The 21,208-nt window shown below is 35.7% G+C and carries 9 protein-coding genes and 2 pseudogenes; 8 read left to right on the top strand and 3 right to left on the bottom strand.

Annotated elements, in window-relative coordinates:
* Positions 1-158 precede the first annotated feature (158 nt).
* Positions 159-419, top strand: a complete 261-nt coding sequence (locus AAG186_RS07580; protein WP_003774594.1) for a hypothetical protein — start codon at positions 159-161, stop codon at positions 417-419.
* A complete protein-coding gene (locus AAG186_RS07575; RefSeq protein WP_342621567.1) occupies positions 412-1,047 on the top strand; it encodes a YetF domain-containing protein in 636 nt (211 codons plus the stop codon). Before AAG186_RS07580 ends, AAG186_RS07575 begins: the two co-directional genes overlap by 8 nt.
* A gap of 247 nt (positions 1,048-1,294) precedes the next feature.
* On the opposite strand, the pseudogene AAG186_RS07570 reads toward AAG186_RS07575, so the two are convergent.
* Positions 1,295-2,112 (bottom strand): annotated as a pseudogene (locus tag AAG186_RS07570) (IS3 family transposase); the annotation flags it as partial.
* A 452-nt stretch (positions 2,113-2,564) separates the two neighbouring features.
* Here AAG186_RS07570 and AAG186_RS07565 point away from each other — a divergent pair.
* The gene (locus tag AAG186_RS07565) at positions 2,565-7,706 is read left to right on the top strand and encodes an Ig-like domain-containing protein (protein ID WP_342621565.1); all 5,142 of its coding nucleotides are present in this window, start codon (positions 2,565-2,567) and stop codon (positions 7,704-7,706) included.
* Positions 7,707-8,714: 1,008 nt separating this feature from the next.
* A pseudogene (locus AAG186_RS07560) lies at positions 8,715-9,285 on the top strand (IS30 family transposase); the annotation flags it as partial.
* On the opposite strand, the gene AAG186_RS07555 reads toward AAG186_RS07560, so the two are convergent.
* On the bottom strand, positions 9,258-9,533 hold the full coding sequence (locus tag AAG186_RS07555; protein ID WP_275164773.1) for a hypothetical protein: 276 nt from the start codon (positions 9,531-9,533) through the stop codon (positions 9,258-9,260). The pseudogene AAG186_RS07560 and the gene AAG186_RS07555 sit on opposite strands and share 28 nt — an antisense overlap.
* A gap of 358 nt (positions 9,534-9,891) precedes the next feature.
* On the opposite strand from AAG186_RS07555, the gene AAG186_RS07550 reads away from it, so the two are divergent.
* The gene (locus tag AAG186_RS07550; protein WP_342621564.1) at positions 9,892-17,694 is read left to right on the top strand and encodes a SpaA isopeptide-forming pilin-related protein; all 7,803 of its coding nucleotides are present in this window, start codon (positions 9,892-9,894) and stop codon (positions 17,692-17,694) included.
* A gap of 270 nt (positions 17,695-17,964) precedes the next feature.
* On the opposite strand, the gene AAG186_RS07545 is transcribed toward AAG186_RS07550, so the two are convergent.
* Positions 17,965-18,522, bottom strand: coding sequence for a TetR/AcrR family transcriptional regulator (locus tag AAG186_RS07545; protein ID WP_342621563.1), 558 nt, complete (start codon positions 18,520-18,522; stop codon positions 17,965-17,967).
* Positions 18,523-18,640: 118 nt separating this feature from the next.
* Here AAG186_RS07545 and AAG186_RS07540 point away from each other — a divergent pair, with 118 nt between their 5' ends.
* The 3 genes from AAG186_RS07540 to AAG186_RS07530 are packed head-to-tail and all read left to right on the top strand — an operon-like array spanning position 18,641 to position 21,077.
* Positions 18,641-19,660 (top strand): ABC transporter permease, encoded by a 1,020-nt coding sequence (locus AAG186_RS07540; RefSeq protein WP_342621562.1) that lies wholly within the window; start codon positions 18,641-18,643, stop codon positions 19,658-19,660.
* A gap of 11 nt (positions 19,661-19,671) precedes the next feature.
* On the top strand, positions 19,672-20,334 hold the full coding sequence (locus AAG186_RS07535; RefSeq protein ID WP_342621560.1) for an ABC transporter ATP-binding protein: 663 nt from the start codon (positions 19,672-19,674) through the stop codon (positions 20,332-20,334).
* A 20-nt stretch (positions 20,335-20,354) separates the two neighbouring features.
* A complete protein-coding gene (locus tag AAG186_RS07530; RefSeq protein WP_342621559.1) occupies positions 20,355-21,077 on the top strand; it encodes a DUF1361 domain-containing protein in 723 nt (240 codons plus the stop codon).
* Positions 21,078-21,208 lie beyond the last annotated feature (131 nt).

The raw sequence follows: 21,208 nt of genomic DNA, 5'->3' as shown, positions 1-21,208 counted from the left end.
CTATATGAGGATAGCGTTCAAAACTAGATTCAACTCATAGATTATATTCTTTTTAAAAATAGACTGATAGACTGATTGTAAATGGTCGTAAAGAAGAGATAAAAATCAATTTAAGCCTATAAAACTTATAATGAAATTTTAGATTGAAAGAGGTAGTTATGAAAGAAAATATATTTTATAAAATCAATTTTTATTTTAAAAAATGGTTTGCAATTAAATTGTCTAAGAGTATTTTTAAAAGTTTTGATTGGCTATTTTATTTACAAGGTAGTGAATTCAGAGAAGATGTATCGCCAAAATATCAAGGACAGTTTTGTGCGACAGAGTTATACTTTGATATACAAAAGCGAATAATAAAACACATTCTAAGCGCTGTAGAACGTCTATCAAAAATTAACATTGCTATTAGTTGTGAGTAGAATACAAATCATGTTTTATTTCGAACTGTTTTTAAAGCTTATTGTAAGTTTTTTTTCTGTCCTTGTTTTTTCAAAATTACTTGGTAAAAGAAATATTTCACCAACCAGTCCAAGTGATCACATAAACAACTATGTACTCGGTGGACTCGTTGGTGGTGTTATATATAATTCAGAAATAGGCGTTTTTGACGTTATATTAGTTTTTGTACTTTGGGGAAGCTTCATTAAAATTCTTGATTTTATTAAAACTTGGGTAAAAAAAATTCGAAAAATTATTGATGGAGAACCAATATTACTTTATTATAACGATAATTTTATAATAACTAATCTTAAGAAATCAAATTTGTCTGTCGCAGATTTTTATTACAGCATGCGAATGAAGGGTATTCAAACAACCTCAAAAATTTCCAAAGCAGAATTATTACCAAATGGACAGATTGTTTTTATAGAATCGAAGGTAGATGAACTTAATTATTTGGTAATTTCAGATGGTAAATTTAATAAAAATGAAGTTGAACTGGCAGGACTACAGGAAGAATGTATACTAAATGATATTGGGATTCAAGATGTGAAGGAAATAAGCTCTTGCGAGTATACTAACGGTACATATCGTTATACCAAATATTGATTATTATACGTTCAATCTGCACGGCATGTTTTATAATGAGGTTTTTTGTAAATTAGTGTTGGTGAGATTACCCGACATATGTAGAGTCAAAACCATCGTCATAGGAATATGATGATGGTTTTTTATATCTTAGTGTACCCGTATGGTTGTAGTGGTCAAACTTTTTTGTAACTCTGGTGGATAAATAGATTTAAGTATTTCTAATTTCATTTGGAATTCTATAATCATTTGATGCATGTGGTCTAATCTAGTCATACCATCTAAACAAATATTATGATATAGCATTTTCAAGTTGTTTGTCACTATTAAATTGGTAACGGTTGATAAGCACAAATTTCAAAGTTCTAAAGAATCGCACTATTCCTTAATTATCATAAGGGCATCCGCCTTTGCTCATACTTTGAGTCACTTCATTTTCTACACAAAATTCTTTGAAATTGTATGAAGCAAATTGACTTTCTTGATCATTCTAAAGACTTAAATGCTTTGGTTGTTCATTTTAGGTTAATAATGCTTCGGTCTGAGAGGTCTAGAATACTGCAGTTCTATTGAGACTTTACATTCAAACCTTGGATATATGTGAAATCAGTACACTAAAATGTTTTTTGTTGCTCAATATTTAAGTCTTGAAGCGATTAGGAAAAAGTTCGTGCTTTGTTCCTTCGACGTAGAGTAGATGATTCTTAGCCGGTACGCAGTAGATCTGAAGCTCTTGATTCATAAATTTGTGAACTGTGGTTTTGCTAAGTTTAAGCCCTTGCCGCCTGTTGAATGAAAAAATCTTTAATTCTATCTTAAACCAATTTCTTCTTTTGATAATAATCACTGCTGATATTATTGAGATAGTTATATTAATCATCGGCATCAACACCACACTGCTAAAATAATTAACATAAGCCAAGGTGGCACTTATACTGATTAATGAAATCATAAATTACTTGCCTATTTTCTTCGCGGAATCCGAGAGTTTTTGTTTGAGTTTACGGTTCTCTTCCATCAATACGAGTTCACTTTTTGCTTCAGGCGTTGTTGGAAATTTTTGGGGTAATCACGAATTGAGTTGTTAAATATTCAATATACCATTAAACGCTCTCTTTCATTTGAGGTAAAAACATTGCTTTAAGTTTCTAAAAGCAGTTTGTGAACTTAGGATGAATGAAAACGAAATCATAGTGATATCGCAGCAGATAAGTCGATATATTTTATGTGTTTGATAGAATTGGTTTGTAATGTCATATTTTTCACTGATTTAGGTTGCTATATTAAGGGAGGGGTTACCTATAAAGTCTATGAATATGCAATAAAGAATAACTTAATCTTATAGAGTACATTAAGGAGGAACAATGAAAAAAACGTTAAAAAAATTTTTACATATAGCTTTTTCTTTGACACTAATTTTAAGTAATGCTTTTATTACAAATATCAATGCTTCGACAGTGAGCGATGGTGATATTATTACTCTAACGGACCCAAACTTTAATAAATCCAACGGGTATAATACTAATATAGAGAAATATATGACTATAGAAGTTGCAGAAATAAATGAGAATCAATCTAACATTATATTATCTATAAATCGAGAAAACGGTATTTTGGCGTATACGCCCTATAATAGAAGTACTAAAACTTATGGTGAAACTGTAGAGTTCTCGAACACCAGTCTCAATGTTGAACGTAAAGTCTATTCTAGAACCAATCTTGATGTTGATCACAAGGCAGGTACGTACAAATATACTCCTGATCAGAACAGAACTGGAAACATCTATAACGGTAAATTTAGATACGATGGTTCCAACATTGCTTATACATATGGAAAAGGGTTTGCAGGAATACCAAAATTTGTGAATGTAACAGCTAAATTTATGAGTGATGGAAAAGAAATCAAGCCAGCTGTGACTAAAAAAGGAATCCAATCACAGTCCTACATTTTTTTAGAAAACTATCCAATCGAGGGATATTCACAAACAACTGTTAGCGGAACAAAATCTGGAAAAGTTGGAAAAACAGATATTACAGTAATTTATAATTATGCTGAAGACTACGATGCAGCCAAACATAATATTGTAATTGATCCAGCTAGTTCAGGAGACACGAAAATAATTGGAACTGGATTTCCAGGTGATACAATTGTATTCACGGATTCTTCGGGAGAAAAAATCGGTGAAGGTGTCGTTGATTCAAATGGAGATTATGACATTACAGTAGATAGACCTTTAATTGGTGACGAAATTATAACAGGACAACCTATTACAAATGGCATCAAAGGTAATAAAGAAAATCTTGTTGTTTATAATCGTGAGAAGCATAAAGTAACGATTGAACAACCAGTAGAAAATGATATTATTGTAAAAGGTAAGGGAATCGCGGGTGATTTATTAATTCTAAAAGATGGCAATGGAATAAATATTGGCGAAACAACTGTCAATGATGATGGGTCTTACACTATTAATGTATCTCGTCCTCTAATTGGCAATGAGGAAATTAAAGTTATACCTTATACGAATGATATAGAGGGTATGGAGACGAAATCTACCGTTCTCGATAAAGATGCCCATAAACCAACGGTGAATAAGCCAGGCTCGGGTGAAACCAATGTGACTGGAAAAGGAACACCGGGTGATGAAATCATCATTACTGATGGTAAAGGTAAAGAAATCGGAAAAGGTACGGTTGATTCGGAAGGTAACTTTGATGTGAAAACAGATCGACCATTAGAACCCAATGAAGTGATTACAATCACACCCCAAACGGATGGGAAAGCGGGAACACCAACAGAAGAAACCGTTCTCGATAAAGATGCCCATAAACCAACGGTGAATAAGCCAGGCTCGGGTGAAACCAATGTGACTGGAAAAGGAACACCGGGTGATGAAATCATCATTACTGATGGTAAAGGTAAAGAAATCGGAAAAGGTACGGTTGATTCGGAAGGTAACTTTGATGTGAAAACAGATCGACCATTAGAACCTAATGAAGTGATTACAATCACACCCCAAACGGATGGGAAAGCAGGGACACCAGCAGAAGAAACCGTTCTCGATAAAGATGCCCATAAACCAACGGTGAATAAGCCAGGCTCGGGTGAAACCAATGTGACTGGAAAAGGAACACCGGGTGATGAAATCATCATTACTGATGGTAAAGGTAAAGAAATCGGAAAAGGTACGGTTGATTCGGAAGGTAACTTTGATGTGAAAACAGATCGACCATTAGAACCTAATGAAGTGATTACAATCACACCCCAAACGGATGGGAAAGCAGGGACACCAGCAGAAGAAACCGTTCTCGATAAAGATGCCCATAAACCAACGGTGAATAAGCCAGGCTCGGGTGAAACCAATGTGACTGGAAAAGGAACACCGGGTGATGAAATCATCATTACTGATGGTAAAGGTAAAGAAATCGGAAAAGGTACGGTTGATTCGGAAGGTAACTTTGATGTGAAAACAGATCGACCATTAGAACCTAATGAAGTGATTACAATCACACCCCAAACGGATGGGAAAGCAGGGACACCAGCAGAAGAAACCGTTCTCGATAAAGATGCCCATAAACCAACGGTGAATAAGCCAGGCTCGGGTGAAACCAATGTGACTGGAAAAGGAATACCGGGTGATGAAATCATCATCACTGATGGTAAAGGTAAAGAAATCGGAAAAGGTACGGTTGATTCGGAAGGTAACTTTGATGTGAAAACAGATCGACCATTAGAACCTAATGAAGTGATTACAATCACACCCCAAACGGATGGGAAAGCAGGAACATCTACCAAAGAGACGGTATTTGATAAAGATGCCCATAAACCAACGGTGAATAAGCCAGGCTCGGGTGAAACCAATGTGACTGGAAAAGGAACCCCAGGTGATGAAATCATCATTACTGATGGTAAAGGTAAAGAAATCGGAAAAGGTACGGTTGATTCGGAAGGTAACTTTGATGTGAAAACAGATCGACCATTAGAACCTAATGAAGTGATTACAATCACACCTCAAACGGATGGGAAAGCGGGGACACCAACAGAAGAAACCGTTCTCGATAAAGATGCTCATAAACCAACGGTGAATAAGCCAGGCTCGGGTGAAACCAATGTGACTGGAAAAGGAACCCCAGGTGATGAAATCATCATTACTGATGGTAACGGCAAAGAAATCGGAAAAGGTACTGTTAAGTCAGATGGAACGTTTGATGTGAAAACAGATCGACCATTAGAACCTAATGAAGTGATTACAATCACACCTCAAACGGATGGGAAAGCGGGGACACCAACAGAAGAAACCGTTCTCGATAAAGATGCTCATAAACCAACGGTGAATAAGCCAGGCTCGGGTGAAACCAATGTGACTGGAAAAGGAACACCGGGTGATGAAATCATCATTACTGATGGTAAAGGTAAAGAAATCGGAAAAGGTACGGTTGATTCGGAAGGTAACTTTGATGTGAAAACAGATCGACCATTAGAACCTAATGAAGTGATTACAATCACACCCCAAACGGATGGGAAAGCAGGGACACCAGCAGAAGAAACCGTTCTCGATAAAGATGCCCATAAACCAACGGTGAATAAGCCAGGCTCGGGTGAAACCAATGTGACTGGAAAAGGAACCCCAGGTGATGAAATCATCATTACTGATGGTAAAGGTAAAGAAATCGGAAAAGGTACGGTTGATTCGGAAGGTAACTTTGATGTGAAAACAGATCGACCATTAGAACCTAATGAAGTGATTACAATCACACCTCAAACGGATGGGAAAGCGGGGACACCAACAGAAGAAACCGTTCTCGATAAAGATGCTCATAAACCAACGGTGAATAAGCCAGGCTCGGGTGAAACCAATGTGACTGGAAAAGGAACCCCAGGTGATCAAATCATCATTACTGATGGTAACGGCAAAGAAATCGGAAAAGGTACTGTTAAGTCAGATGGAACGTTTGATGTGAAAACAGATCGACCATTAGAACCCAATGAAGTGATTACAATCACACCCCAAACGGATGGGAAAGCGGGAACACCAACAGAAGAAACCGTTCTCGATAAAGATGCCCATAAACCAACGGTGAATAAGCCAGGCTCGGGTGAAACCAATGTGACTGGAAAAGGAACACCGGGTGATGAAATCATCATTACTGATGGTAAAGGTAAAGAAATCGGAAAAGGTACGGTTGATTCGGAAGGTAACTTTGATGTGAAAACAGATCGACCATTAGAACCTAATGAAGTGATTACAATCACACCCCAAACAGATGGGAAAGCGGGAACATCTACCAAAGAGACGGTATTTGATAAAGATGCCCATAAACCAACCGTTGACAAACCAACAACGGGTGATAGTAATCTAACTGGAAAAGGAACCCCAGGTGATGAAATCATCATCACTGATGGTAAAGGTAAAGAAATCGGAAAAGGTACGGTTGATTCGGAAGGTAACTTTGATGTGAAAACAGATCGACCATTAGAACCTAATGAAGTGATTACAATCACACCCCAAACGGATGGGAAAGCAGGAACATCTACCAAAGAGACGGTATTTGATAAAGATGCCCATAAACCAACGGTGAATAAGCCAGGCTCGGGTGAAACCAATGTGACTGGAAAAGGAACACCGGGTGATGAAATCATCATTACTGATGGTAAAGGTAAAGAAATCGGAAAAGGTACGGTTGATTCGGAAGGTAACTTTGATGTGAAAACAGATCGACCATTAGAACCCAATGAAGTGATTACAATCACACCTCAAACGGATGGGAAAGCGGGGACACCAACAGAAGAAACCGTTCTCGATAAAGATGCTCATAAACCAACGGTGAATAAGCCAGGCTCGGGTGAAACCAATGTGACTGGAAAAGGAACCCCAGGTGATGAAATCATCATTACTGATGGTAACGGCAAAGAAATCGGAAAAGGTACTGTTAAGTCAGATGGAACGTTTGATGTGAAAACAGATCGACCATTAGAACCCAATGAAGTGATTACAATCACACCCCAAACGGATGGGAAAGCGGGAACACCAACAGAAGAAACCGTTCTCGATAAAGATGCCCATAAACCAACGGTGAATAAGCCAGGCTCGGGTGAAACCAATGTGACTGGAAAAGGAACACCGGGTGATGAAATCATCATTACTGATGGTAAAGGTAAAGAAATCGGAAAAGGTACGGTTGATTCGGAAGGTAACTTTGATGTGAAAACAGATCGACCATTAGAACCCAATGAAGTGATTACAATCACACCTCAAACGGATGGGAAAGCAGGAACACCTACAAGTCTTAAAGTCTTTGACAAATATAGTCATAAGCCAGATCTTAACCCAATGAAAGATGGCGATGAATTAGTTTCTGGAACCGGAGTGGCTGGTGATGTAGTTATTATAATTGATTCAAAAGGTAATGAAATCGGAAAAGGTAGAGTTAATATACTTGGGAAATTTTCAATCAAATTAAATCGTAAACTGAGCGGTGGAGAAGAAATCTCTGCTATTCCATATACAGATGGTATGAGAGGAACTATGATTACTAAATCCGTAATGCATCAAAGTGATAGCAAAAATGTTCTTCCGCCGGCTGGAATAAGTAATAATTATTCATTCTTACTCTTAGGAGTATTACAAATAGTTTTTGGAATTAAAATATATTTGAAGAGAATGGGTGAAAAAGAATTATAATTAGACCTAAATTTTAAACAAGTGCTCATTGAGAAACCATAGGTTGGATCTCATAAGCTTAGAGAAACTTGGAAAACGCGGAGAAATTAGCGCATCCTTAATTCAATGATCTTTAATTTACAATGTAGATGAACCTACTTCGAGATTTATTAAAGCTTCACCCCGTTTATAATAACGGGGTGTTTTTTTTTGTTATCGGTTTAGAAAACCACACGCTATTCGTGTGAATGTGTGAGAACGGAACTATGTCAGTTCCAACCTATGCATATAGAATTGTAACAGAAAAAAAACTTCGTGTTATTGTAAATGTGACTGACAATCGCAAATATAAACAAGGAGGTTATTACTTGACACCAAGAGAGAGTTGATGAATAAACTGAGCATGTTATTCAGTTTTTCGTTGATAGTTAAAAGATTTATGGAACACGTAAAATAAAGAAAGTACTAGTCCAATAAATATTTGTCTTATAACGCAGACGAGTATAGGGAATTTGATGTTGGTAAACAATTTGAAGTAAGAGTCAGCGACCTAACCTATGTAATGGATGGACATAGCTAGAATTACATCTGCACCACTATTGATTTATATATTCGTGAGATTGTGGGACACAGTTGTGGTCAAAAGAAAAATAGCAAAATATTTCATAAGGCGTTTGCAAAGATAAATTCAAGTTTAATATCGATTTAATACTTTCATTCATATTGAGGAAGTGAGTTTGGTAATTACCTGATTGACGATATCTGTTCAACAGTTGGTGATTAAGTCGTAAGGCTAACTACATTTGACAATGTCATCGCTGAGACAAAATTCAAGACAAAGAGGAGGTTGTCAACAAGCACAGTTTCTCAATACTTGAGGAACTGGATTATAAGTTTGGAAAATTGTTGAGTGGTTTAATTCAAAATTACCCATGCAATAGGACACCTTTAGAATAGAAGCAACATTCTACTACTAATTTGTATATAACTGTTGCCATTTCAAGGCGAAATTTAACCCCCCCCCAAAAAAATAGAATCTTTTATAAGAGAAGAAAACGTAAAAAGAGAATGAGTGGAACAATGAAACACTTGAGATGGAACTTGGAAAAGAAAACGGGGATTCGAATTAGCCTAATAACTAAATACACTTAGAAACGTGACGAGATCGTCATTTCTTATCGATGATAGAGTCGATAAGAAACATAAATCTTTAGCGATAATACCGATTGCGGATCGATGCCCAAATATGCCACAGATTATTAAAGTAGAATATCCAAATTATTATTACACATTAAACAAAATTCGAAAATATATTGAAGAAAATAAAATAACAAACAAATCGATAACAGTAGATAATGGACTCGAATTTAAAACATTAGGGACTACAGTTAAGCGGTTGGGTGTAAAGATATATAAGTGTGACCCGTATTGTTCTTTTCAAAGTGGAACTAATAAACGCGAGAATGCAATCGCACGATGGTTTATACTAAAAGGAAAATCGATGTCAAATATTTGCTTCAAAATTGCCTCAATGACGCGACAAATATTTGAGGTCAAAAAGACTTCACAGCATTATTTTTTCTTTCTGAATCGATTTTGATTTGCAATGAGTATCAAACCAATTACAAAACAAGCGATGGCACCATAGAGGGGTGCATCGGGGAGTCCATAGGGTGGTAGCGTTTTAACACCGTTACTGTGTGCTGGAAGTTCATGATCGCTTTGAGTAGAACGGTAATTTTGACTTGTAACAAAAACTTGTGAAGAGTGATTGTTCATCGGACTTGGGGAAATAGAGATTGTAAAAATAGAAACCATGCTTAGAATCGAAAAAAATGTTTGTTTCATCGTAGACCTCCACAATAAAAGGGGATTATTAGTACCTTATATAGGTATCATACCAACGATTCTGTAAAGAATGAAACGAAATACCCTGGAAGACTTAATTGATTTAGAAGAAAATATGCCATATTTGTAATGTTTTTCTAACAATTATCATGAATGTTTCACCTAATTGTATTAATGGTGATTTAAAGGCTCTATATGTTTGATAAGGTGTTTTTATTAGCCTCTTTAAATACTTGTGTGATATTTATTTCACAAATATAACGAATAATAATGATAGGATACTTTAAAGTCTATATCATTTTCACCACGTGTACGATGTATGATTTTATGAAAAATTATTTAGAAAAGAGGAGACACTATGTTATTTACGAAGAACCGTAAAATGCGACCGGTGAGTATCGTCGCATTAGTATTCGTACTAATTGTATCGCAATTGACAATTTCTGCTAATGTACCTGAGGAGGAGCTTCCCCACGAAGCGATGCTAACTGCGGTAATTGATTCCAAACAATCGAATGTCGTGATCGAATCACCTACGAAACCTTATACAGCGAGGGTAGCATTGACATTGAATTTCAGTGATTCAGAGTGGATTAAAATTAAAGAAGAATTTAATCCTCTCATGTTTAATGTGCCCGACGAAGTTACCCTAGCCCATGTTGATGCTCCAGTACATACGGATAAGGACTTAAAGGCTGAAACCCTTCAAGATTTAACTCAAATTAAGGTCAAAGAAGAAACGAATGGATTCATTTTAGATTTTAAAGATGTAGACGTTAATCCAAAGTCGTTTAAAGTGATGTATGAAATTCTTATTAATGAAGACTTAAAGATGGTTGATGGAAAAAAATATCCAGCTATAGGAGCCATTTTAGATCAATTAAGAACTAAAATCGATTCATTAGAATCACCCACAGATTATGTAAATGATGAAGATGAAAAGACACCCCCAAATGAAGTGAGCAATCCTAAGGAAAATGAAATTGATGAAAACGTGCCAGTATCGAATGAAACAAAGCCGGTACTCACAGGTGAAATTGAGTTGAATCTTAAAGGCGAACCACACGCTAAACTTCGGTATAAGAGTCAATTAATCAGTGAAAAAAATCCTGTGAAAATGGATAGTTATACAAATGAATCAACAGATTTTAGTGTTGATATTTTCACAGATGACAAAGAATTTGTAGAAATCAGTTATAAAGTTAAATTAGACCAAGACTCACTTGATAAAATAACTGCAGATTCCACTATTTTTGATTTCCATTATTTAGAAAATGGAGAACGTGCTATATATAAATACGAACATGATTTTCCAGAAGAAATAACTCTTTTTACCGCGACCCAAGAGCAATTCATAATTAGTGAGAATTTAAAAGATTATAGTACATCAAAGTTTGTACGTAAAAACCCAACATCAAATGATGGAACATTTAAACTTGTTGTCGATGAATTACTTATATCTAATGAAGAGGCAGGTATTGAAGATCAGTATCGTTTCCAAAATTTAATCTCTTACAAAATTAATAGTTATATTTCTGATGAAATTAAGAAAGGGACAGATTTAGATACGATTAAAGAAAGTCTCAAAGAAGGATTTGAATTTGCCACCGATGAGTATATGTTTAATCAATATTCCTTTAAGCAAATGGATAAATCAGAACTTGATAAACTTGAAAATTACCCACTTGTAATCAAAGACTTTATTGTTCCAGGAAATAAAATTGAAGAAACGTTCCCGGTTCAGCCAATCGGCGGCAGTGATCACAAACTGCAGGAAGCTGGGTTTAGTGAGATTAGTGGAGGTTTAGAACTTAAATGGGAAGGGATTTTAAATTCAAGTCGTAACCATTCGCTGAACAATTTAAATCTTGCTTTCACAATTCCGCAAATTGTGAAAACATCGGGTATCGAAAATTGGGATGTTAAGACGAGAGTGGATATTAGTTACTATAATGTGAAAAATGATGGTACGTTAGAACCTTGCAATCTACATCCTTCCGTTTCAGAAGAATTTGAAAATAAATCAACTCAAGGAATTGATGCTATTAAAATTCCGTTGGTTGACAAAAATATTGTCGCAAAATATTTTGTAACGCAAACGTATATCAATGATAATCTGCAATTAGAAATTGAAGGGAATCAGCTGGGAAGACTTACAGCGTCACTTGACAATAAACAACTTCAACGTTCAGCAGATAATAAAAAAGTATATCCAAATTCAATCATCATAAAAGGTGAGAAGCGCGAGGAGGCAATGCCAACCAGTTTAATTTGGGATGTTCGATATAATAATAATGAATTGGTTCGTAAGGAAAATGATGGGTTTAATTTTAGAATAAATGCAGATACCATTAAAGCATACCGTGCAGACCAAGACGATAAGTATATCGAACTTCCGGCAACCTATGACACGATGAAGTTTAAACACAGCGTAATTGTTGATGGCAAACCGATTGAAAAGGATGGTCGTTTTGATGTGGTCTGGAATGACGAAGGCACAGAAGCGCAATTTCGTCTTAAGTCTAAAGAAACGTTATCTGAGCCCGTAATGTTTAGTATTATTCTAGAGAACGAAATCAAAGCGGAATATCAACCAGGTAAGACAATTCGTGATGAATTGATGTCTTCACCAAGTCTCATGTTTAAAGGTGACGCAGAAGTGAAGTCCTTTACAAATGGACAGGAAATCACAGGCACTGATCCTACAGAAGCTGAATTAAAGGAACGCGAAGCAACAAATTATTTAGTATTGTTGGATAAAAAACCTATTATGATTGACTATCGAACCAAAGAAGTCATTTGGGGTGCATCTATTAACACAACAACCGCTCACCGTATCGGACTACCAGGACTTTCCTATATCGATAAATTTGGGGAAGGACTTGAATTTGAACCGATGGATAGTGAGCATAAATTGCTTCTGTTTAAAATTGATCCAGCAGAGAACTCATACCGTGAGTATGAACAATTCGGCCTTGAAGTTCAAAAAATCATGGATGATTCAGAACTAGAATCAGAAAACATTTTTGCTGCTGTTACCGAATTACTAACGAAACCTTTAGTTGAAGAAGGTGAGTCGGACAAAACCTACGGTCAAGTTGCACAGTTACTCGATGATAAATTAGTGGGATATGCTTCTCTTGAAGATCGAGAATCGTTAAGTACAAAAAAATATATTGTTTCTCGACCGAAAGCAGATCCAACTTATGTCGATAAGATTAAAGGTATCGTTCTTAATGGTGATGGTAATGATGAACATCAATCGGATATAACTAAAAATGATCTTACGAAAGATGCTGATATACGTGTTGACTTTGTTGATTCTGACAAAGCAGTCGGAAATGGAGAAGGAGACGATAACACTTATTTTATTCTTTATAAAACAAAACTACATAGTGATAAGCCAATGAATAACGTATCAAATCTTGGACAATTAATATTTGCTTCATGGGTGCCAGGGGAAGGTAATAAGATAACTTGGAAAGGTGGCGGTCACGTTTCCCAACAAGATTTAGGTGAAGTTGCGAAGTATAATACAATTCCTAAAAAAGAAGGCGTTGTGAAGGTAGTTAAAGATAATGAAGCAAACCGTAATCGTTTAGGTGTTGAATGGACTGTCAACTTTAACTATGACATTGATCATCGTCGTATTGATCGTGTTCAGATGGATGTTAAAGATCGCATCGATAAAAAATTGGTTTCATCAGATCAAGCCGATCTTCAAAATGCTCAATTGAATTTAGAAAAAATTGAAAAACTTGAGTTTAAGGCTTTTACAGTGGATAAAGAAGGGAATATTACAGAAGCTAAAGACGAAAGCGGAAAACCGATTATTAAAGAGGCAATTGTAGGTGAGGATGTAAAAATCACCGAAGATGAACAGTATATTACTTACCATATTAATAAAGAAATGAATCCAAAATATGTTTATCAATTTAAGTTAATTACTTTTATTAATACGGATGCTGCACCATCACAAACGATTTCTACTAATAAATCAAAAGTAAGCATGAGCGGAAACTTTACCAATCACGTTGCTTATGATCGAGCAACTGTTCCAGATGGAGGACTCCAAGGTGATGTTGGTGAAGCGGAGGCAAATGTAACTTTTGATGAAAAAGTTCGGGTTAAAAAAGAAGGGATTCATGATCCACAATCAGGATTCCGCCAACAAATCAAATGGACACTGACTTTGAATGAAACATATGAGGCAATGTCAAATCTTAAAATTACGGATACACTCGAAAAGTTTCATACTTTCGCATTTGTTGATAATGATAACGAACTCGGAAAACTTAATGAAGGTAAAGCAACACTCAATAACTTAAAGTTTGAAAAATTTGAGTCGGGTCGTTGGGAAACTGTTAAACCTCAGGACTATAATTTTAAACTTGTTAATTTAAAGGGTGAAGATAATCTTCTAGATGATTGGAACACAGGCGAAAGTGGTTTTATCCTTAGTTTTTCAGAGGAAATTACGGTGCCGATTCGCATTTCTTATGCTACATTTGGTCAGGTGGTCTCGGATACAGAACTTCCGTTAAAAAATCTTGCCAAGATTGAATACCAAACTGGGGCGAACGCGATAGAACATGATGTAGAAGCTGAAGTCAGCTTTAATATTAATGATTCAGGCACATCCTATGATGACGAGCGCATGGATTTGGGATTGTCTCTTCGTTACAACGATAATCAGCAAACAGATCCTAAGGATTTAGATGCTGGAACACCCATTAATAATGGAGAAATTGAAAAAGTAATTATAATTCTTTATCGTTACCAATCGGGATTACCGGAAAATCATCATATTTACCGTATTGGTCGACCCAATTCAGATGGTTATCTTGAGTTTAAGGATTTAGAGTCGGGAAATTATATTATTAAGCAGTATGGAACTGCCAAAGCTTATTCTGTACCCAATTCGCTTGGATTTGTTAGTTCGAACCGAAATAAAGATAAAGATCATTCAGTAATTATTGCTAAGAATGAACTTGAGTCTGGCAAGCTGGTTAATATAAATCTTGAAAAGAAAACAAATTTATTGAGTCTTTTCCGTAATGATACACAGGTTGAAAAACAAGATTTCGCAATTTATAATACGACTCCTGTTTTTGAAGTTAAAAATGAAGCGGTTACTACAAATGACCAGTTTAAACCGAAAGAAGATCCGTTTGCTAATATTGATATGACAGTAACTGATAGTTCAAATCAAGTTCAGCAATTCACTTCAAATGATATGGGTGTATTTAAGGTTGGTACGGTTAAACCGGGAGATCAACGTATTGATTTTGGTGAGTATGTAATTTCACAACCTGAGCAACCCTTGAAGGGTTTCATCCGTAATACTGAGACGGTAGAACATGAAATTAATTCAAACCCAAATGGAACTGTGGATGCAACAAGCAAAGTCGCTAAGTATCAAAATTATAATGCGGTTGCGATCTTAAATGTCGTAAAACGTGGAACGACAGATCCAATTGAAAACAGCTCGTTTAAGCTTTTTAAGAAAGACGACGACGGAAAGTGGATTGCTTACGATACGACTTATTCAGGTACTAAAAATAACGATGTCTATGAGGTTAAAAATGGTAAAGCAACATTCTACAACCTTGAGACAGGTGCTTATAAGTTAGAACAGGTTTCTGTTGATGGTCAATATTTACTCAATACGAAAGCACTAGAGTTTTTTGCATATGGACCTGAAGTCTTGACGATGAGTCATGAAGGAAAACCTGAACCCATGGAAATTCAATTCGATAATGCCTCAATGCAAATGTCCATCTTAAATAAAATTGGAGATACCTTGATTGAGGGGTCGGAATTTAAACTTGAAAAAGATAATAATGAAGTGGGTACCTTTACGATAATAGATAAAGATGCAGGTTATGACTTGCCACTTGGACCTGGAACGTATACATTGACGCAAATCGCGACAACTGAAAACCGTCCGCTCAATAAAAAATCTCAAACATTCACAATTGGTGAGGATGAACAAGGTGCAACGGAGATGGAACTTGTGTTTATGAATCATTTAGGCTCGGTTGACATACAGTCCCATGGAACCGATGGATCATCGATTGATATCGAACACGTGGTCATCCAAGGGCCTGAAGGTACGCTAACTGACGGCCAACGCGAAGAATTACATAGTGGGACATACGCAGTCAAAGAAACCAAATTAAACGAAGCATGGATTTACGTGGATACTGAACCGAAGTTTGAAATTCCGAAGGAATATAATGAACCTAAGGAACTCGATCAGGTTGTATCCATTTATGGAACCCAAGCAGAGCTAATTTATACTAATCGTGATGGGGATAATCAGACGGTGGAACTGTTAACGGATGGAGAATTCAGCTTGACAAACATCGCAAATCAAACTGCTATCATGAACAGTAATCAAACATTTAAATACGTAACACCAGGAACTTATGAACTCCAACAAACCAAAGCCCCAACAGGTTATGGCTTGAACACGGAAATTCATGAAACGATTACTGTACCGGGAACTGTTAATGCAGATGAGGTTAAAATCGATCCAATAAAACACACTGTGGAGCCTTGGGTCTATGATCTCAAAGATTTTAAAAACTATCGTGGAACGGTTTCGCTTGTAAAAACATCAGGTGAAGATGCTACCGTCCTTGAAGGCGTCGAGTTTGATCTCTATCAAGACAACACACTGTTAATTGAGGGGTTAAAAACAAATGCTTTAGGAGAGATTAATGTGGGTGCATTGGCACCGGGTAGTTACTATTTTATTGAAACGAAGGGAGATGGCAATCACACCATCTCAGATCAACACTACGCATTTACCATTGCATCAGAAAATAAAGGTGTTTATCCAATTCATGAAGTTGGGGTCAAAAACTACTATGCGAATGCAGTTTTCAAAAATACGGACCCAGCTCTAATGGAAACCTATACAACGGGACACTTCAGCCTGTTTGAAAAAACCGATTCGGGTTGGGTTGCATACCCTGAGTACACTGATTTCACAATAGAAACAGGCAAGTCGTTGTTTGCAATTAAAGGGATTAAGCCGGGTGAGTACAAGTTACTCCAAACACAGGCTCCCGACCAAACAATTCGCAATACCTTTGAATATGAATTTGAAATCCCAACATTTAAACCTTCAACTGAGGCAGAACGTGTGAATATTACCTTAGATGATTACATTAATTATCAAGGAAGTCTAGAAATAACGTTTGAGGATGAAAAAGGTTCTTATAAAAAGGACGTTGCAGGTACTTATGGTGATTTACAAACACCTATAGTCGGTAAAGATGGTAGTTTAGTTCTTACACATCTTAGCCCAGGAAATCATGTTCTTACATTTACGAAAGCCGAAGATGCAATAGTGTATGATGAAAATATAAGCGAAGTTATTCCATCCGAAGCGATGAATGACGAAAAGATTGACATCAAAGCAATCGTACGTGTTGTGTATGGCCGTCTTGAAGTTAATTTAGAAGACGGTGACTCCCATGAACCTCTAGATTCTGGAAGTTATCATCTTAATGAAGTAAAGCATGATGTCAATTCAAAAGGGATGCTACAAGTTAATGATCTTGGTCCAGGTTCATATACACTATCACAGATAAAAGCAGCCGACGACTACATTTTAAATTTGGAAAATAATGTAGCGTTTAGTTTGCCAAATACAGTACATGAACTGGAAAATGCGCAAATTAATAATACGGGTAGATTCCCATATGTTGCCTTGGATCCGCTGACACATGTCAACTATCAAGCACGCGTGGTCATTCACAAAACAGATGACCAACATGTTCCTTTAGAAGGGGTTACCTTTACGATGATGAAAAACGATCAAGCAAACACCGTTAAAACCAATGCAGAAGGTATTGCAATGATAAGTCATATAAGTCCTGGATCCTATATTCTAGAAGAGACTGAAACTCTTGAAGGCTATCAACTTGTTACGGATACGATTGATATTATTGTTCCAAGTAGCTTTGCGGGGAAACCAGACGATTTCGAATTTAAAGTGATTAATAATCGAATTGAGGTATTACCTCAAGCTGGTATTGGATCAACACGATTTATGACTGTTGGCGGAGTTATCGCTTTAGGTCTAGGTCTCATTGTATTTAAAAAGCATCGACGTAATCTCAAAGATAGAGATGATGCGAGCTCTTAGCCAAAAAATGATTTAGGAAATATTGTATTAAAAGGGATCAAACTTGATTAAGTTTGATCCCTTTATTCTATTTTAAAACAAAACATTTTGTATTTTAGAATAAATATTTGTAGAGTTGGCATTATCCCCCACATTTATTATAAAGTTAACTAATGAGTCGAATCCATAAATGAGAGAAATATTTATGTGTGGAGTATAGATTGTAATCTAGAAATTGTGAATTTAAATAAACGGTAATGTAAAATCAACGCTCAAAAAACAGATTATATTTTAGCTCAATGTAATACCCCTAACAAAAACGTCTATAATCCAACATAGATTGTCTTGGTCGTTTTTATTAGGAACTGATGTGATATAGGTCGAAAGAATTCGTAAAAACTGATAAACGATTTGGTTAATCATAAGATCATCACGAAGTAAATTTTCGTGCAGTTGAAATAAGTTGAAAAACGGTTGAAAGTAGTTTTCTTGCCAAACTAAATAGAGCGTATCACGCATTGATTGAGATTTTAGGGATTCCATATCATGAATCAGTAAATTAAAATTCATGGGATGCTTTTCTTGAATAAATAAACTCATGCATTTTAAGTGGGTATTCAAATCCATATTACTATTTTCGGCGATATTTCTTAAATCATCACCGATTTTTATTGCAAAATCATTGAGAACCTCAAAATAGAGAATTTCTTTACTCTTAAAATAGTGATAAATAGCTGGTTGTGTGATTCCAAGATCACGTGCAATATCACGAGTAGAGGTTTCTTGGTACCCAAATTTCATGAAATATATGTGGGCAGTCTCAAGTATGTGTTTTCTTATCGATTTCATATAATCACCCTGACATTATTAAATCAAAAAAAGGGTACAAATACAATCATTAGGCAAATTACTTATCAGGTGATAAATAGTTTGGTAGAATATACTTATCACCTGATAAGGAGGGAATATGTATTTAGCTATTAAGGAAATAAAAAAAGAAAAAGGACGTTTTGCAATGATTCTTATCGTCATGACCTTCATTGCTTATTTAGTGTTTTTCCTGTCTAGTCTAGCATACGGTTTGGCATCAATTAATCGTACCGCTCTTGATCAATGGCAGTTTGATTCAATAATATTAAATAAAGATGCAAACCAAAATGCACTTGCATCTTTTATTACGAATCAACAAATAGAATCGATGGATTGGAATGTCAAAGATGCATTGCGAATTCGTGGTATTACAGCTACGTTTGGTGATGAGCAAGACGATGCAATTTTGATTGGTGCAGATGCATCGCACTTTTCAGATATAGTTACACTTCAAGAAGGTGAATATCCGCAAACACAGCACGATATTCTTATCTCAGCTGACATTCGAAATGACAAACAATTAAACATTGGTGATAGCGTCAGAATCTCTAAATACGGAGATTATAAAATTATCGGGATTACAACTTCTAGCAATTATAATACGAGACCCGTTTTTTATACTAACCTAGAAGGATCTGAATTGGAAGATGACAATCTTTACAACGTGATTTTGGGAACAAACTCAAGTGAAGACTTTGAGACCTTATCAAAAGCTGAATTAATTGATAATCTACCAGGATACAAAGCACAAATTTTAACATTTGGTTTAATGATTGGGGCACTATCGATCATATCAGCGCTTATAATTGGTGTTTTTATGTATATACTCACAATGCAAAAGAAACCAATTTTTGGTATCTTGAAAGTACAAGGATTTAAAAATAAAACCATCATTAGTTCGATCATTATTCAAACATTTATTTTAACTGGAGTTGGACTTGGTCTGGGTTTTATTTTATCCGAAATTACTTGTTATGCCTTAAAAAGTACGGTTCCCGTTGCGACATATGTGCCTCTTTCCATAGGGGTAACCATTGCAATGATTGTGTTCTCTCTTTTGGGATCGTTATTTTCATCACGGATTATTCTTAAGATTGATCCATTGAAATCATTGTAGGAGGAAATGTTATGATATATTTAGAGTCTGTAACCAAATCGTTTAACGACGGAAAAAATCGCGTTGAGGTATTGCATCCAGTAACATTACACGTAAATCGAGGTTCTTTTGTTGCTATTGTGGGTCCTAGTGGTTCTGGTAAATCCACACTCTTAACCATTATGGGTGCTTTACAAAAACCGACACAAGGTACTATTAGCATCGATAATCATCAACTTTCACACCTAACGGAAAATGAATTGTCTTCATTGCGATTTAATACACTTGGATTCATTCTTCAAACCGCCAATTTAATTCCATTTTTTACAGTTTATGAACACTTTCAATTTAAAATTAAAGAATCAAAGCAAAATATTGCAGATTATGAAATTCGCAAACTTTTAGAGTCGTTGGACATTGATAAGCTTCGTGATCAATATCCAGAAAGTCTTTCGGGTGGTGAACGTCAACGAGTAGCAATTGGATTAGCGCTGATACTAAAACCGAGTATTATACTTGCTGATGAGCCAACCGCGAGTTTAGATACTGACCGCGCATTCGATGTGGTAAAGTTATTAAAACGTATTACCAATGAATATAATACCTCTGTCATTATGGTGACACATGACCTTCGCATGATTGAGGAATGTGATGAAACGTATGAAATGGTTGATGGTACACTGAAGCAAATTTAAAAATCTTAGAAAGGAAGTCTATGAAAGCATTATTAATAAGTACGATTCTATTTAATATTTTTGCCTATCTGACGATTATTATTCGCCCGAAACTATACTCTGTAAAGACCTTTAAACCGATGATTTGGAATTTAAAATTATCATTAATCCCTTTTGTGATCATTCTTATAACAACAGCAGTTACCTTAGGGACACGGTATGTTTATGCTCTCACGCATTCTCAAATCATTTTGTACCTATCAAATATAATTTTTATAATGGGATCCATTCTTTGGTTGGTCTTGCTACCTAACGCAGCATATTTACTCACTGAGTTAAATTTGACACACCGAGAGATTGATGAACATGAAGTTCCAATTTGGTTTGATATTATTTCGGTAACCTCGCTTGCATTGTCCGGTATCTTAAATACGATGATGAATATCACGATTGTGCAGTTGGGATATTTAATTATTATTGATCCCATAATCATTCAAAAACGCGATCAAGTCATCATTCAATTATCAGCAGTGATTATTATTCTGTTGCTTTCGGTGGGGATTTATCTTGGCCGTGAGGTGAGGTTTAATTCATGGGATTTATTACATCCCAAAGAATTTATTGCAAAACTTAGAGAACACTTCAATCAATCAGGAATATGGAAAAACTTTATTTATTTTGTGTTTTTTCATCTAATTTTCTTATTACTTATTTATAATCTTCTAGGACTAAACAATATTTATTCTTTTTTCACATCACATTAGGTTTCGTTAATGTGATGTGCAGTTGTTAATGGATAACATGATTTTGGGAAAATTATATACTTGCAACCATTTGGTTGCATTTTTTGTATCACCCATTAATTTTCATTAAGAACAGGTTATTATTTATTGAC

This window comes from Erysipelothrix sp. P66 (assembly GCF_038682365.1).
Classification (GTDB): domain Bacteria; phylum Bacillota_I; class Bacilli_A; order Erysipelotrichales; family Erysipelotrichaceae; genus Erysipelothrix; species Erysipelothrix piscisicarius.
The sequence above is the reverse complement of the archived record's forward strand: the minus strand, read 5'-3'. Positions and strand labels throughout refer to the sequence as shown.